Annotated in this window: 16 protein-coding genes; 10 read left to right on the forward strand and 6 right to left on the reverse strand. The window is 75.5% G+C overall.

What is annotated here, in order from left to right; all coding sequences use genetic code 11:
• Positions 1 to 65 precede the first annotated feature (65 nt).
• Genes CBZ_RS17250 through CBZ_RS17275 form a run of 6 tightly spaced genes read left to right on the forward strand, consistent with a single transcriptional unit; the run spans position 66 to position 4564 of the window.
• Positions 66 to 692, forward strand: a complete 627-nt coding sequence (locus tag CBZ_RS17250; RefSeq protein ID WP_130782714.1) for a nucleoside/nucleotide kinase family protein — start codon at positions 66 to 68, stop codon at positions 690 to 692.
• Between the two features lie 43 nt (positions 693 to 735).
• Positions 736 to 1932, forward strand: coding sequence for an alanine racemase (gene alr / locus CBZ_RS17255; RefSeq protein ID WP_373862191.1), 1197 nt, complete (start codon positions 736 to 738; stop codon positions 1930 to 1932).
• A complete protein-coding gene (gene tsaE, locus CBZ_RS17260; RefSeq protein WP_130782715.1) occupies positions 1929 to 2516 on the forward strand; it encodes a tRNA (adenosine(37)-N6)-threonylcarbamoyltransferase complex ATPase subunit type 1 TsaE in 588 nt (195 codons plus the stop codon). The genes alr and tsaE overlap by 4 nt, the downstream gene beginning before the upstream one ends.
• Before the next feature lie 4 nt (positions 2517 to 2520).
• A complete protein-coding gene (gene tsaB, locus CBZ_RS17265; RefSeq protein ID WP_130782716.1) occupies positions 2521 to 3213 on the forward strand; it encodes a tRNA (adenosine(37)-N6)-threonylcarbamoyltransferase complex dimerization subunit type 1 TsaB in 693 nt (230 codons plus the stop codon).
• Positions 3210 to 3698: a ribosomal protein S18-alanine N-acetyltransferase gene (gene rimI / locus CBZ_RS17270; protein WP_130782717.1), complete on the forward strand. Its 489-nt coding sequence runs from the start codon at positions 3210 to 3212 to the stop codon at positions 3696 to 3698. The genes tsaB and rimI overlap by 4 nt, the downstream gene beginning before the upstream one ends.
• The gene (locus CBZ_RS17275) at positions 3695 to 4564 is read left to right on the forward strand and encodes a sulfurtransferase (protein ID WP_130782718.1); all 870 of its coding nucleotides are present in this window, start codon (positions 3695 to 3697) and stop codon (positions 4562 to 4564) included. The genes rimI and CBZ_RS17275 overlap by 4 nt, the downstream gene beginning before the upstream one ends.
• A 52-nt stretch (positions 4565 to 4616) precedes the next feature.
• Here CBZ_RS17275 and CBZ_RS17280 read toward each other — a convergent pair whose 3' ends face one another.
• Entirely contained in the window at positions 4617 to 5258 is a 642-nt protein-coding gene (locus tag CBZ_RS17280) for a malonic semialdehyde reductase (protein ID WP_130782719.1), read from the reverse strand.
• 87 nt (positions 5259 to 5345) lie between these two features.
• Between CBZ_RS17280 and tsaD the strand changes: the two genes are divergently transcribed.
• Positions 5346 to 6398: a tRNA (adenosine(37)-N6)-threonylcarbamoyltransferase complex transferase subunit TsaD gene (gene tsaD / locus CBZ_RS17285; protein ID WP_130782720.1), complete on the forward strand. Its 1053-nt coding sequence runs from the start codon at positions 5346 to 5348 to the stop codon at positions 6396 to 6398.
• On the opposite strand, the gene CBZ_RS17290 is transcribed toward tsaD, so the two are convergent.
• Positions 6379 to 6906, reverse strand: coding sequence for a hypothetical protein (locus CBZ_RS17290; RefSeq protein WP_130782721.1), 528 nt, complete (start codon positions 6904 to 6906; stop codon positions 6379 to 6381). The genes tsaD and CBZ_RS17290 overlap by 20 nt on opposite strands.
• Complete coding sequence (locus CBZ_RS17295) at positions 6903 to 7274, reverse strand: PadR family transcriptional regulator (RefSeq protein WP_130782722.1); 372 nt, start codon at positions 7272 to 7274, stop codon at positions 6903 to 6905. The genes CBZ_RS17290 and CBZ_RS17295 overlap by 4 nt, the downstream gene beginning before the upstream one ends.
• Before the next feature lie 139 nt (positions 7275 to 7413).
• On the opposite strand from CBZ_RS17295, the gene CBZ_RS17300 reads away from it, so the two are divergent.
• A complete protein-coding gene (locus CBZ_RS17300; protein ID WP_130782723.1) occupies positions 7414 to 10047 on the forward strand; it encodes a PKD domain-containing protein in 2634 nt (877 codons plus the stop codon).
• Positions 10048 to 10080: 33 nt separating this feature from the next.
• Here the strand turns inward: CBZ_RS17300 and CBZ_RS17305 are convergent, their stop codons facing one another.
• Entirely contained in the window at positions 10081 to 11229 is a 1149-nt protein-coding gene (locus CBZ_RS17305; protein ID WP_130782728.1) for a glutamate--cysteine ligase, read from the reverse strand.
• Positions 11229 to 12416 carry a class I SAM-dependent methyltransferase gene (locus CBZ_RS17310; protein WP_130782724.1) on the reverse strand — a complete coding sequence of 396 codons (1188 nt, stop codon included), beginning with the start codon at positions 12414 to 12416 and terminating at the stop codon, positions 11229 to 11231. Before CBZ_RS17310 ends, CBZ_RS17305 begins: the two co-directional genes overlap by 1 nt.
• Before the next feature lie 229 nt (positions 12417 to 12645).
• Here CBZ_RS17310 and groES point away from each other — a divergent pair, with 229 nt between their 5' ends.
• Entirely contained in the window at positions 12646 to 12942 is a 297-nt protein-coding gene (groES, locus tag CBZ_RS17315) for a co-chaperone GroES (RefSeq protein WP_130782725.1), read from the forward strand.
• 117 nt (positions 12943 to 13059) lie between these two features.
• Here groES and CBZ_RS17320 read toward each other — a convergent pair whose 3' ends face one another.
• On the reverse strand, positions 13060 to 13356 hold the full coding sequence (locus CBZ_RS17320) for a WhiB family transcriptional regulator (protein WP_013770232.1): 297 nt from the start codon (positions 13354 to 13356) through the stop codon (positions 13060 to 13062).
• A 265-nt stretch (positions 13357 to 13621) separates the two neighbouring features.
• Between CBZ_RS17320 and CBZ_RS17325 the strand changes: the two genes are divergently transcribed.
• Positions 13622 to 14232: MerR family transcriptional regulator (locus tag CBZ_RS17325; protein ID WP_130782726.1), on the forward strand; the 611-nt coding region annotated here is incomplete at its 3' end.

Genomic DNA, 14232 nt, shown 5'->3' on the forward strand with positions numbered 1-14232 from the left:
GACCTGCTGCGGGCCGCAGCGTCGGGCGGGGAGGGCGTCGTGGGGAGAGGCGGCACACTGACGCCGTGACCACGACCCTCGACGCCGACCTCGTCGCTCGCGTCGGCCGCCTCCTCGCGACCGGCCGGCGCACCCTGCTGGGTATCACCGGCGCGCCGGGGGCGGGCAAGTCGACCCTCGCGGCGCAGGTCGCGGAGGCGTGCGGGACGTCGGCCGTCGTCGTGCCGATGGACGGCTTCCACCTCGCGCAGACCGAGCTCGAGCGTCTGGGCCGGGCCGACCGCAAGGGCGCCCCCGACACGTTCGACGCGGCCGGGTTCGTCGCGCTGCTGCGCCGCCTGAGCGACCCGCACCCGGACGAGGTCGTCTACGCCCCCGAGTACCGCCGGGACCTGCGCAACGGCGTCGCGGGCGCGATCCGGGTCGAGCCCGGCACGCCGCTCGTCGTCACCGAGGGGAACTACCTGCTGCTCGACCAGGACGGCTTCGGGCCGGTCGCGGGGCTGCTCGACGAGTCGTGGTTCGTCGCGCCCGACGACGACCTGCGCCTGGCGCGGCTGGTCGCCCGGCACGAGGCGTTCGGCAAGCCCGCCGACGCGGCGCGTGCCTGGGCGCACGGCCCCGACGAGCGCAACGCGCGGCTGGTCGCGGCGACCGCCGCGCGCGCCGACGTCGTCGTGCGGCCGTCCTGACCCGCTGACCGACCCGGCCGGGTCGGGTGCGAGACTGGGCGCCGTGAGCCTGTACCCCGCCCGTGCCGTCGTCGACCTCGCCGCGATCCGCGGCAACGTGCGCGCCCTCGCCGCGCACGCCCCGACCGCCCAGGTCATGGCCGTCGTGAAGGCGGACGCGTACGGGCACGGGCTCGTGCCGTCGGCGCGGGCGGCCGTCGAGGGCGGCGCGACGTGGCTGGGTGCCGCGCAGGTCGCCGAGGCCGTGGAGCTGCGCCACGCGGGCGTCGTCGGGCCGCGCGTGCTCACGTGGCTGTACGCGCCGGGCGCCCCGCTGCGCGACGCGGTCGAGGCGGACGTCGACCTGTCGGTCGCGGCCGCGTGGGCGCTCGACGAGGTCGTCGCCGCGGCGCGTGCGGCGGGCCGGACCGCGCGCGTGCACCTCAAGGTCGACACGGGGCTCGGCCGCAACGGGCTGACGCCCGCCGACCTGCACGCGCTGCTGCCGGCCGCGCTGCGCGCCCAGGCCGAGGGTGCGGTCGAGCTCGTCGGCGTGTGGTCGCACCTGGCGTTCGCCGACGAGCCCGCGCACCCCACGGTGCGCGCGCAGGCCGTCGTGTTCGCCGACGCCGTGCGGGCCGTCGAGGCCGCGGGCGCGCACCTCGAGGTCCGGCACCTGGCGAACTCCGCCGCGACGCTCACCGACCCCGCGGTGCACCACGACCTCGTGCGGCCCGGGCTGGCCGTGTACGGCCTGTCGCCCGTGCCGCAGCTCGGCTCGCCCGCCGACTTCGGCCTCGTGCCCGCGATGACGTTCGAGGCCGAGCTCGCGAACGTCAAGGCCGTCCCCGCCGGGCACGGGATCTCCTACGCGCACCAGTACGTGACGCCGCACGACACCGTGGTGGGCGTCGTGCCCGTCGGGTACGCCGACGGGGTGCCGCGGCACGCGTCGGGCACGCAGGACCGTCCGGGGGGACCGCTGCGGGTCGGCGGCCGCACGCTCGGCGTGGCCGGCCGCGTGTGCATGGACCAGGTCGTCGTCGACCTCGGGCCGGGCGCCGCCGAGGTCGCGGGGGACCGCGTCGAGCTCTTCGGCTCGGGCCTGGACGGCGGCCCGACCGCGCAGGACTGGGCGGACGCCGCAGGCACGATCTCCTACGAGATCGTCACGCGCGTGGGCGCGCGGGTGCCGCGCGTGCACGTCGACACCGCGGCGGGCGACGTGCCCGCCCTGACCGCCACGGAGGTGGCCCGATGAGCGGACCGGGTCCGCTGGAGACCGTCACGACCGACGGGTCCACGACGACGCCCACGGCCGAGGCCACCGTGCGCCTGGTCGACGCCGACACGACGCGCGCCTTCGGGCGGGCGCTCGCGGGCGTCCTGCGCGCGGGCGACCTCGTGGTGCTCACGGGGGACCTCGGTGCGGGCAAGACGACGCTCACGCAGGGCATCGGGGCGGGCCTCGGGGTGCGCGGGCAGGTCGCGTCGCCGACGTTCATCATCGCCCGCGAGCACCCGCCGCTCGCCCGCCCGGACGGGTCGCGCGGCCCGGGACTCGTGCACGTGGACGCGTACCGGCTGTCGTCCCTGGACGAGGTCGACGCGCTCGACCTCGACGCGAGCCTCGACGCGTCGGTCACGGTCGTCGAGTGGGGCGAGGGCTGGGTCGAGGGGCTCACCGCCGACCGGCTCGAGGTCAAGGTGCGTCGCCCCCGCGGCGGCGTGGACCCGACGGACGACGAGGACGCCGCCGCGGGCGAGCGGGTCGTCACGGTGCGGGCGGTCGGCGACCGCTGGGCGGGCGTGACGCTCCCCGGCGCGGACGCGGTGGCAGGCTGACGTCGTGCCCGTCCTCGCGCTCGACACCTCGGCGGCCGTCGCGGTCGCCCTCCTCGACGACTCCGGCGTCGTGCTCGCGGCCCGCAGCGACGACCAGCCGCGCCACCACGCGGAGCTCCTCGCGCCCATGGTCGCGGACGTCCTCGCGGACGCCGGCGTCGACCGGACCGCGCTGACGTCGGTGGTCGTCGGGACCGGCCCGGCGCCGTTCACCGGGCTGCGCGTGGGCCTCGTGACCGCCCGGACGCTCGCCCTGGGACTCGGCGTGCCCGCGCGGGGCGTGCCGAGCGTGGACGCGCTCGCGGCGGCGGCGTCGCGGGTCGTCGAGCCCGGGACGACCGTGCTGGTCGCGACCGACGCCCGACGCCGCGAGGTGTACTGGTCGCTGTACCGCGTCGGCGGCGCGGGCGTGCTCGACGTCCTGGTGGAGCCGCAGGTCGGTGCGCCCGACGACGTCGCCGCGGACGACCGGGTCGCGGGTGCGCTCGTGGTCGGGCGTGGCGCGCTGCTGCACCCGGTGCTCGGTGGGCACGACCTGGACGCCGACGCGCTCGGACTGGTCGACCCCGACCCCGCCGAGCTCGCGCTGCTCGCCGCCGCGCGGGCCGCCCGCGGCGAGGACCTGCCGACGACCCCGCTGTACCTGCGCCGGCCGGACGCCGTGCCGTCGGCGGCGCGCAAGCGCGTCCTCGGATGAGCGAGGCCGCGCCGGGCGTCGTCGTCCGCGCGCTGACGCCGCAGGACGTCCCGGCGCTGGTCCGGATGGAGGACGCGCTGTTCGGCGCGGGCGCGTGGTCAGCCCGGACCCTCGAGGAGGAGCTCGTCGGCCCGGGCCGGTGGTACGTGGGCGCGCAGGACGCCGCGGCGGGCACGCTGGTCGGCTACGCGGGCCTGTGGTTCGACGGGTTCGACGCGCAGGTCATGACGATCGGCACGGACACCGCCCACCAGGGCCGGGGGATCGGGCGGCTGCTGCTCTCCGCGCTGCTCGACCGGGCCCGCACGCTCGGCGCAGGCGTCGTCCTGCTGGAGGTGCGCGTCGACAACGACCCGGCGCTGCGCCTGTACGAGAGCGCGGGCTTCGTGCGGTTCGGACTGCGGCGCGGGTACTACCAGCCGGAGAATGCGGACGCATGGACCATGCGGCTCGACCTGCGCGGTGACGAGGGGGAGGCACGATGACGGACCAGCAGACCGATCGGCGGGGGACGTCCACGACGCGCGACGCGGTGCTCGTGGACCCGATCGACCTGGCGGCACAGCTCGGCGGCGACGAGCCGCCCGTGCTCCTCGACGTGCGGTGGGCGCTCGGCCGCGACGACGGGCACGAGCAGTACCTGACGGCGCACGTGCCGGGTGCGGTCTACGTCGACCTCGACACGGAGCTCGCGGCGATGCCGAGCCCGCAGGAGGGGCGGCACCCGCTGCCCGCGGTCGCGGACCTCGAGGTCGCGGCGCGCCGGTGGGGCGTGCGCGAGGACCGGCCGGTCGTCGTCTACGACGACGTGGGCGGCACGTCGGCGGCGCGGGCGTGGTGGCTGCTGCGCTGGGCGGGGCTGACGCAGGTGCGGCTGCTCGACGGCGGGATCGGGGGCTGGCAGCGTGCGGGTCTGCCCGTGGAGGCAGGCTCGGTGACCCCGGAGCCGGGTGACGTCGTGCTGACGACCGGCGCGCTGCCGACGATCACGGCCGACGACGCCGCGGGGTGGTCGGGTCCGCTGCTGGACGCCCGCGCGCGGCCGCGCTTCCTCGGGGAGGTCGAGCCGGTCGACCCGCGCGCGGGGCACATCCCGGGGGCCGTGAGCGCGCCCACGACGGACAACCTCACCGAGGACGGCGCGTTCCTGCCCGACGAGGCCCTGCGCGAGCGGTTCCGCGGGCTCGGTGCGGCGGCGGGTGCGCCGGTGGCGGTCTACTGCGGGTCGGGGGTGACGGCCGCGCACGAGGTCGCGGCACTCGCGGCGGTGGGGGTCGAGGCGGCGCTGTACCCCGGCTCGTGGTCGCAGTGGTCGAACGACCCGGGCCGACCGGTGGCGACCGGGGCCTGAGCGGGAGCGCCCCGGACGGCGCGTGGTCGCGGCCGTCCGGGGCGTCCGCGGATCAGACGGTGCGTGTCGTCTGCGCGTAGGTGAGCCGCGCGGCGCGCGGGTACGTCGTGCCGTCGCCCTCGCGGTGGCCGACGTTGACGACGAACAGCGAGCGCCAGCCGGACTCGGCGAAGAACTCGGCGTCGATGCCCGCGGCGTCCATGCCGCCCATGGGGCCGGCGTCGAGGCCCGCGGCGCGCAGCCCGACGATGAAGTAGCCGGCCTGCAGGAGCGCGTTGGTGCGGGCCATCTGCTCGCGCTGGTCGGTCTGCGGCTCGAGCGCGTCGGCGAGCGCGGCCATGTGCGGCGCGAGGACCGGCAGGTGGGTGTGGAAGCCGGGGTCGGCGGCGAGCACGATCGAGACCGGGGCGGCGAGGACGCGCTCGCGGTTGCCCTCGTTCATGTGCGCGGCGAGGCGCTCGCGGGCCTCGGGGGTGCGCACGACGAGCAGGCGCAGCGGCGTGGTGTTGAGGGCGGTCGGGCCCCACTTGACCAGGTCGTACACGGACGCGATCTGCTCGTCGGTGACCTCGTCGGCCGTGAAGGCGCCGACGGTGCGCGCGGCGCGGAACAGGAGGTCGGCGACGTCGTCGGAGACGGCGAGGTCGGGCGTCGGGAAGTCGAGGCCGTCCAGGACGGTGGTGTCGGTGGTCATGCCTCGTTGAATCATCAACAACCCTGCGGGATTCCGCGGGTCGGAGGTGACGCTGCTCACACGGCATGCCCACCTATCCTGGAGGGCATGTCTGCGACCGGCGCCCAGCCCCTCGTCCTCGGCATCGAGACGTCGTGCGACGAGACGGGGGTCGCGCTCGTCCGCGGCCACGACCTGCTCGTCGACGCCGTCGCCAGCTCGGTCGACGAGCACGCGCGGTTCGGCGGGATCATCCCCGAGATCGCGTCGCGCGCCCACCTCGAGGCGATGGTCCCGACGATCGAGCGCGCGCTCGCCACCGCCGACGTCTCGCTCGGCGAGGTCGACGCGATCGCCGTCACCGCCGGCCCGGGCCTCGTCGGGCCGCTCACGGTCGGGGCGTCGGCCGCCAAGGCGCTTGCCCTCGCGCTCGACAAGCCGCTGTACGGCGTCAACCACGTGATCGGCCACGCGGTCGTCGACGAGCTCGTCGACGGGCCGTTCCCCGAGCGTGTCATGGCGCTCGTCGTCTCCGGCGGGCACTCGTCGCTGCTGCTCCTCGACGACACGGTCCACGTCACCGAGCTCGGCTCGACGCTCGACGACGCCGCCGGCGAGGCCTTCGACAAGGTCGGCCGCCTGCTCGGGCTGCCGTACCCGGGCGGCCCGCACATCGACCGTCTCGCGCGCGACGGCGACCCGCACGCGATCCGGTTCCCGCGCGGCCTCACGGCGCCCAAGGACCAGGCGCGGCACGCGGCCGACTTCTCGTTCTCCGGGCTCAAGACGGCGGTCGCCCGCTGGGTCGAGGCCCGGCAGGACGCGGGGGAGGAGATCCCGCTGCACGACGTCGCGGCGTCGTTCGCCGAGGCCGTGGCCGACGTGCTCACCGCCAAGACCATCGCCGCGTGCCACGCGCACGGCGTGCGCACCCTGGTCGTCGGGGGCGGGTTCTCGGCGAACTCGCAGCTGCGCGACATGGCGGCCAAGCGGTGCGCGGAGGCGGGCGTCGAGCTGCGCATCCCGCCGATCCGCTACTGCACGGACAACGGCGCGATGATCGCGGCCCTCGGCTCGGCGGTCGTCCGCCGGGGCCTGCCGCCGTCGCCGCTCGACCTGCCCGTCGACTCCTCGATGCCCCTCACGCAGGTGCTCGTCTGACGGCACCACCGCTCGGCCACGCCCGCCACAGGCGCGAGCCCAGGACGAACACGACGCCGAACAGGGCGGCGTAGAGCACGGCCCACTGCCACGACCCCTCGGTCGCGACCGACAGGCCGTCGTCGGTCGACGTGTAGACCGTGGTCGCGCCGAGCGCCGTGCGCGTCACCGAACCGCCACCGAGGTCCTCGAGGGTGTCGAGCGTCCCGAACGCGTACGCGACCAGCAGGTAGGCGACCGCGCCGACGGCCAGTGCCGCCCACGTCGCGCCCGTCGCCCAGCGCGGCACACGGCGGTCGAGCGACGCGAGGTAGCCCTCGGCGAGCACGCGCGGGTGGCCCAGGTCCGCGACCGCGCGACGCATCCCGACGTCGGTGGCCGTCGCGGTGAGCTCGCGGCGCAGCTCGCGCACGAGGCGGTCGGGCTTGGGGTAGTCCTGGACCGCCCAGGAGAAGCGGGCGAGGAAGGTCTCGCGGACCAGCAGGTCGCGCAGCGGCAGGGTGCTCATCGGGTCCCCCTGGACGGGTCGGTGGAGGTGGTCGGCGGGGCGTCGGTGTCGAGGACGCGGGCGACGGTCGCGGAGAGGCGGTGCCACGAGCGCTCGGCCCGGTCGAGCTCGGCGGTGCCGGCGTCGGTCGGGACGTAGTACTTGCGGGCCGGGCCGGAGGTGGAGGCGACGAGCCGGGAGGAGACCCGTCCTTCGCGCTCCAGGCGGTTGAGGACGGGGTAGAGGGTGCCGGCCCCCAGGTCGGCCAGTCCGGCGTCCTGGAGGCGCGTCACGAGCTCGTAGCCGTACGACTCGCCGCCGCGCAGGACGGCCAGGACGAGCATGGGCAGCACGCCCTTGAGGAGCTGGGGGTCGCGGGTGTCGTCCACGGGACAGACGCTAGACCCGGTACTAGGCGATAGCAAGTAGCGGGCAAGGCCGGGACCAGAAGTCACCCGCTGTCCCTTTCCTGGGTGATTGACACGTTTTGGGCGGCGGGTTGCACTGGACGCGAGCCCAGGAGTCGCCATGCCCCCGTCACCCCTCGCCCGTCACGGCCGACCCGACCACCCGCACGAGCCCGCGCACGCCCGCGCCGCCGCACCCCGGCCACGACGCGCCGGCCGGCGCACCGTCGCGGTGCTCGGTCTCGTCGTCGCGCTCGTCGCGTGGGACCTCGTCGCCGCGCCCGCGACCGCCGCCGACCCCGAGCCGTTCACGTTCGTCGTGCTCCCCGACACGCAGAACTACGTGAGCACCTCCGCGAACCAGGCGACGATGGGCGTGCAGACCGCCTGGATCGCCGACCAGCAGGACGACCTCGACATCGCGTTCGTCGCCCAGGTCGGCGACCTCGTGGGCGTCGACACCGCCGACGTGCAGTGGCAGCGCGCGTCGCAGCACATGGCCGTCCTCGACGCCGCGGGTGTGCCGAACACCGTGCTCCCCGGCAACCACGACATGAACCTCACGACCGGCGAGGCGCCCCTGTACCGCCAGTACTTCCCGCCGAGCCGGTACTCCGGCGCGACCTGGAACGGTGCGGCGGCGTCCTACGGCGGGTACCTCGGGCAGCACGTCGTCGGGCCCGACCCGGTGGACCGGCAGAACATGGACAGCTTCGCGCTGTTCACCGCCGGCGGCATGGACTTCCTGCTGCTCAACCTCGAGATGAACGCGCCCGACTACGCGCTCGACTGGGGGCGGCGCGTGCTCGCCGCGTACCCCGACCGTCGCGCGATCGTCGCGACGCACAGCTACGTCGACACGTCCGGCGGGCTGACGAACCAGGTCGCGCGCGCCGACGGGGGCAACAGCGGCCAGGCGATCTGGCAGGAGCTCGTCCGGCCGAGCTGCTCGGTCTTCCTCGTCGTCAGCGGGCACTTCAGCGAGGGCGACCTGGGCGAGGCGCGGCGGACCGACACCAACGCGTGCGGCGACCCCGTGCACGCGGTCCTCACCGACTACCAGGACCGCGCCAACGGCGGCGACGGCTGGCTGCGGTACTACACGTTCGACCCCGCCGCGGACGAGATCCGGGCCACGACGTACTCCCCGACGCTCGGCCGGTACGAGACGGACGCCGACAGCCAGTTCACGCTGCCCTACGCGATGACCGGCACCCCGCCCGACCCCGGTCCCGGCCCGCTCGCGACCGACGCGTTCGGCCGGACCGTCACGGGCGGGTGGGGGAGCGCCGACACCGGCGGACCCTGGTCGGTCGGCGGCGGCACCGCGCGGTTCGCCGTCGGCGGCGGGACCGGACAGCAGTCGCCCCTGCCGGGCGGCACCGTCTCGGCGACCCTCGGCACGGTGTCCTCGCAGGCCACCGACGTCACGACGTCCGTCGCGCTCGACCGCATCCCCAGCAACGCGCTCTACGCGACCGTGTCCGGCCGGGTCGTCGGCTCCGGCGACTACGGCGCCCGGGTCAAGGTGCTCGCGACGGGAGCCGTCCAGCTGCACACCGAGCGCTCCGGCACGGTCCTGACGGGCGGCACCCTGCCCGGCGTCACGCTCACCGCGGGCGAGCGTCTGCGGGTGCGCACGCAGGTCGAGGGCACGTCGCCGACCGTCGTGCGCGTGCGTGCCTGGGAGGACGGGCAGGCCGAGCCGACGGCGTGGCAGTACACCGCGACCGACGGCACGGCGGCGATGCAGGGCGCGGGCGGCGTCCGGCTCATGACGTACGTCAGCTCGACGACGACCGGCGGCGCCCTGACGGCCCGCTGGGACGACCTGGTGGTCACCCCGGTCGGGTCGCCTCCGCCGCCGCCCGTCAACCAGCCGCCCACGGCGTCGTTCACGACGGCCACGAACGGGCTCACGGTCGCGGTCGACTCGACCGCGTCGACCGACCCGGACGGGACGGTCGTGTCCCGGGCCTGGTCGTTCGGCGACGGCGGCACCGCGACGGGCACGACGTCGTCGCGCACGTACGCCGCGGCGGGCACGTACACGGTCACGCTCACCGTCACCGACGACGACGGCGCCACCGCGACGACCACGCGGTCGGTCACGGTCACCGCTCCGCCGCCGGTCACGACGCTCGCCGCCGACACGTTCGGGCGGACGACCACGGGCAGCTGGGGCACGGCGGAGACCGGCGGCACGTGGGCGGTCGCGGGCGGCTCCACGCGGTTCTCCGTGGGCTCCGGGACGGGCGCCATGCAGGTCCCCGCGGGGGCGACGCTCACGGCCGGCCTCGGCGCGGTCGCGTCGACGTCCACCGACCTCACGACGACCCTCGCGCTGACGACCGTGCCCGACGGTCCGCTCTACGCGACCGTGTCCGGCCGGGTCGTCGGGTCCGCGGACTACGGCGCCCGGGTCAAGGTGCTGGCGACCGGCGCCGTGCAGCTGCACACCGAGCGGTCGGGCGCGGTGCTCACCGGCAACACCCTGCCGGGGGTGACGCTCACACCGGGCGCGCGCCTCCGGGTGCGCGTCCAGGTGCAGGGCGCGTCCCCGACGACGGTCCGCACGCGCGCGTGGCTCGACGGGACCCCGGAGCCCGCGACGTGGCAGTACACGGCGACCGACACGACGGCGGGCCTGCAGACCGCGGGTGGCGTCCGGCTCATGGCGTACCTCAGCTCGTCGACGACGAACGGCCCGACGACCGTCCGGTGGGACGACGTGCTGGCGAGCCCTGTCGGGTGACAGGAGGGGCGACCGTCGCGGCGGACGGGAGGGTCAGAGCGGCCGGCCGGCCTCGAGCTCGGCGACGAGCGAGCGCACGACCGCGTCGAGCTCGCCCGCGTGCCGCCGGGCCACCGCGCGCTGCCGCTGGTAGGACGCGCCGCGCCGCAGGATGACGCGGACCTCCTCGAGCTCGGCGCTGCACCCGAGCCGCTCCGCGACGGGCGCCAGCTCGACGAGCCAGCGGCCGATCGCGTCGGTCACGAGCTCCTCGTCGCCCGCCGCGTTCGTGATGATGATCGCGTCCATGCCGTAGCGCGCCGAGCGCCACTTGTTCTCCTGCAGGAACCACGGCGGCATGGTCGGCAGCGTCTCGCCGCGGTCCAGCATCGTCGAGAAGTGCTCGACGAAGCAGTGCGTGAGGGCGGAGATCGCGGTGACCTCGAGCAGGTTGGTCGCGCCGTCGGCGACGCGCATCTCGAGCGTCCCGAAGCGGGGCGACGGCCGGACGTCCCAGCGGACCTCGTCGAACTGGTCGATGACGCCGGTGTGCAGCATGTCGCCCACGTACTGCTCGAGCTGGCCCCACTCCTCGAAGCCGAACGGCAGCCCGGCGGTCGGCAGCTGCTGGAACAGCAGCGCACGGTTCGACGCGTACCCGGTGTCCTTGCCGCCCCAGAACGGCGACGACGCGGACAGCGACTGCAGGTGCGCGAAGACGGTGAGCATCGCGCGGGAGATCGGCAGGACCTTGTCCCGGTCCTCGATCCCGACGTGCACGTGCACGCCGTAGATGAGCATCTGCCGGCCCCACCACTGGGTGCGGTCGATGAGCGTCGCGTAGCGCTGCTTGTCGGTGACCTTCTGCTGCGCCCAGTTCGCGAACGGGTGCGTCCCGCCGCCCATGAGCTCGATGCGCAGCGGCTCCGCGGCCGCGGCGACCTCGTCGAGCGCGGGGCGCAGGTCGTCGCCGGCCTCGCGCACGGTCCGGCACACGCCGGACGCGACCTCGACGGTGTTGAGCAGCAGCTCCTGCTTGATGTTCGGGTGGTCGGTGCCGTCGGGCCGGCGCACGGCGTCGAAGATCGCCTGGGCGGCCTGCCGCAGGTCGCCCGAGTCGGCGTCGACGAGCGCGACCTCCCACTCCAGGCCGACGGTCGACCGCTCGGAGCGGGCGAACGGCAGGTGCACGGGGGCGGCCATCACGCACGCTCCACGACGAGCACCTGCTGGTGCCCGGCGACGCGCGTGAGGACGACGGTCGCCTCGGCGTCGCCGCGCAGGTCGAGCTGGCGGCGCAGCTGCTCGGGGACGACGGCCGTGCCGCGCTTCTTGATGGTCAGCCGCCCGACGCCGCGCTCGCGCAGGTAGGTGCGCAGCCGCTTGAGGCCGAACGGCATCGTGTCGAGCACGCGGTACGCGGTCGCGACGGGTTCGTCGTGCAGCTCGTCGGAGGTCACGTAGGCGATCGTGGGGTCCACGAGCGTGCCGCGCACGCGCAGCGCCACGTCGCCCACGAGTCCCGCGCGGATGACGGCGCCGTCGGGCTCGTACAGGTAGCCCGCGACGGGCCCGGCCGGGACGGTCGCGGGGCCGTCGGGACCGGCGTGCAGCGTGTGCGCCCCCGCGGGCGTGAGCACGAGCGCCGACCGTCCGGGGCCCTCGGGAGCGAGCGGGCCGAACCACAGCCCGACCTCGACGACGTCGCCGTCGACGGACACCCACTGCGCCTGCGCGTCGGGCGGCAGCGCCGAGTGCGGCACGCCGGGGCCGAGCTTGAGCCCGAGCGCGGGGACCCGCTCGCGCAGCGCGAGGACCGCGTCGAGCGGTGGGGCGTACGCGCCCGGGTCGAACACGCGGCTGCCGGTGGACGTGCGGCGCGCGGGGTCGGCGTACAGGCCGTCGACGCCCTCGGCCTCGAGGTCGAGCGCGAGCCCGTCGCCGTGCCGGACCTCGGCGTCGGGGAAGTGCCGCAGGTTGACGGTGGCGATCGCGGCGGTCGCCTCGTCGACGTCGGTGGCCAGCACGGGGATCCCGACGCCGGCGAACGCGAGCGAGTCGGCGCCGATGCCGCACGTGAGGTCCGCCACCCGCGTCGTCCCCGCGTCCCGGTACCGCCGCGCGTGGTGCGCGGCGACCGTGAGGCGCGTGGCCTGCTCGAGCCCGGCTGCGGTGAAGAGCATGCCGTCGGCGAAGTCGCCGAGCTTGGTGCGGGCCCGGGCGCGCAGGCGGGACTGCGTGAGCGCGGCCGCCACCAGGTCGGGGTCGAGCCCTTCGGCGTGCAGGCGCGCCGACAGCGCCATCGTGCGGTGCTCGTCGTACGGGGGCAGTGCCGAGAGCAGGGCCCAGCCCTGGGGGCTGAGCAGAGCGCTGAGACCGGCGGCGTCCATGCGGGCGATCCTTCCACGCCGCACGCGGGCGTGGAGCGTGGGGCGTCGACCCTGGCCGGGGCGTTCGTTGGCACTCGCCTTGACCGAGTGCTAACGCGTTCCTAGAGTGAGGAGCTGGCACTCTCCTGTGGAGTGTGCCAGCTGCGCACCTGGTCACGGCACCCGCGACGACGTGAGCCGGTGCGCTCGGACAGCTCGGAACTACTCACATGCGAAGGGGAGGTCCGCTGTGTCGGTCTCCATCAAGCCCCTCGAGGACCGGATCGTCGTCAAGACGCTCGACGCGGAGACGACGACGGCCTCGGGCCTCGTCATCCCGGACAGCGCGAAGGAGAAGCCCCAGGAGGGCGAGGTCCTCGCGGTCGGTCCCGGCCGTGTCGACGACAACGGCAACCGTGTGCCGCTCGACGTGGCCGTCGGTGACAAGGTCATCTACTCGAAGTACGGCGGCACCGAGGTCAAGTACGCCGGCGAGGAGTTCCTCATCCTCTCGGCTCGCGACATCCTCGCGGTCGTCGTCAAGTGACGACGCGGGCGGGCGGTGGTCGTCCCTGACGCCGCCGCCCGCCCCACGCACGAGGGCCCGTCCACCACGTGGTGGACGGGCCCTCGTCGTCTGCCGGTTCCTACCGGCCTGACCTGCTCAGACGACCGCGCGACGGCCGTTGCGCTGCGCGAGGATCGCGGCACGCTCGTCCTCGGACAGGCCGCCCCACACGCCGTAGGGCTCACGGACCGCGAGCGACTGCTCGCGGCACTCCTTCAGCACCGGGCACGTCGCGCAGATGGCCTTGGCGGCCTCCGCGCGCCGGCGCCGTGCCGACCCCCGCTCGCCCTCCGGGTGGAAGAAGAGGTCCTGGTCGGCGTCGCGGCAGGCTCCTTCGAACTGCCACTCCCACAGGTCCATCACCGGTCCGGGCAACCGCGAGATCTCCGCCATGCGTCCTCCTCAGTCAAACCGAGTCAGCGGGCCTGGTGGGCCGTCGCGCTCGGTGGCTCGGTTGTTCGGCAGCCCCGCACGCTGGAGTGCGGGGGGGTGCGATGAAGCGAAACGCTACAACCGCGCCACAAGTTGTTCAAGGGTGGTTCGCACATTCGTGTGATGACGCGGTTCGTGGCGGAGCTGCTGGTCGGCGTGTCGCCTCTGACGCGATCCGTGCTGTGTCACGGTGAGGACGACCCGTGACCCCTGGCACAATCGCGTCATGCCCGCCGACGAGGACGTCACGACGCCCGCGGCCGACCCGACCGACGCCTCCACCCCCGCGCTCGCCGTCGCGGTGGTCGCCCGCCGCCTCGGCGTCGCCCCCGCCACGCTGCGGACCTGGGACCGCCGCTACGGCCTCGGCCCGTCCGAGCACTCCGCCGGCGCCCACCGCCGGTACGGCGCGCACGACGTCGAGCGGCTGCTCGTGATGCGGCGCCTCACCCTCGACGGCGTCGCACCCGGCGAGGCCGCCCGGATCGCGCTCGCGACCGACGTGAGCGCCGCCGTCGACAGCCCCGGCGCCCCCGCCCTCGGCCAGGCGCGCCCGCTCGCGCCGCACCCCGACGCGACCCCCACGGCCGTCGTCGACTCCGCGCTCGCGGGCGACGAGGTCCGCTGCGCCCGACTGCTCGTCCTCGGCGACCTCACGTCGGCCGGCGTCGCCCGCTGGTGGACGGACCTCGTCGAGCCCGCCCTCACCCAGCTCGCCCGCCGGACCGTCGTCGACCGCCCCGGCGTCGACGCCGCGCTCACCGTGCGCGGCGCCGCGTCCGCCGCCCTGCGCGACGCCACCGCGCGCCCGCCCGCTGCCGGCAGCCCGGTCGTGCT

Origin of the sequence: Cellulomonas biazotea (assembly GCF_004306155.1) — a bacterium.
Lineage (GTDB): Bacteria > Actinomycetota > Actinomycetes > Actinomycetales > Cellulomonadaceae > Cellulomonas > Cellulomonas biazotea.

Coding starts and splice junctions, on each gene's coding strand:
- tsaE (WP_130782715.1), top strand. CDS start 1,929: ATGAGCGGACCGGGTCCGCTGGAGACCGTCACGACCGACGGGTCCACG.
- rimI (WP_130782717.1), top strand. CDS start 3,210: ATGAGCGAGGCCGCGCCGGGCGTCGTCGTCCGCGCGCTGACGCCGCAG.
- CBZ_RS17275 (WP_130782718.1), top strand. CDS start 3,695: ATGACGGACCAGCAGACCGATCGGCGGGGGACGTCCACGACGCGCGAC.
- CBZ_RS17280 (WP_130782719.1), bottom strand. CDS start 5,258: ATGACCACCGACACCACCGTCCTGGACGGCCTCGACTTCCCGACGCCC.
- tsaD (WP_130782720.1), top strand. CDS start 5,346: ATGTCTGCGACCGGCGCCCAGCCCCTCGTCCTCGGCATCGAGACGTCG.
- CBZ_RS17290 (WP_130782721.1), bottom strand. CDS start 6,906: ATGAGCACCCTGCCGCTGCGCGACCTGCTGGTCCGCGAGACCTTCCTC.
- CBZ_RS17300 (WP_130782723.1), top strand. CDS start 7,414: ATGCCCCCGTCACCCCTCGCCCGTCACGGCCGACCCGACCACCCGCAC.
- CBZ_RS17305 (WP_130782728.1), bottom strand. CDS start 11,229: ATGGCCGCCCCCGTGCACCTGCCGTTCGCCCGCTCCGAGCGGTCGACC.
- CBZ_RS17310 (WP_130782724.1), bottom strand. CDS start 12,416: ATGGACGCCGCCGGTCTCAGCGCTCTGCTCAGCCCCCAGGGCTGGGCC.
- CBZ_RS17320 (WP_013770232.1), bottom strand. CDS start 13,356: ATGGCGGAGATCTCGCGGTTGCCCGGACCGGTGATGGACCTGTGGGAG.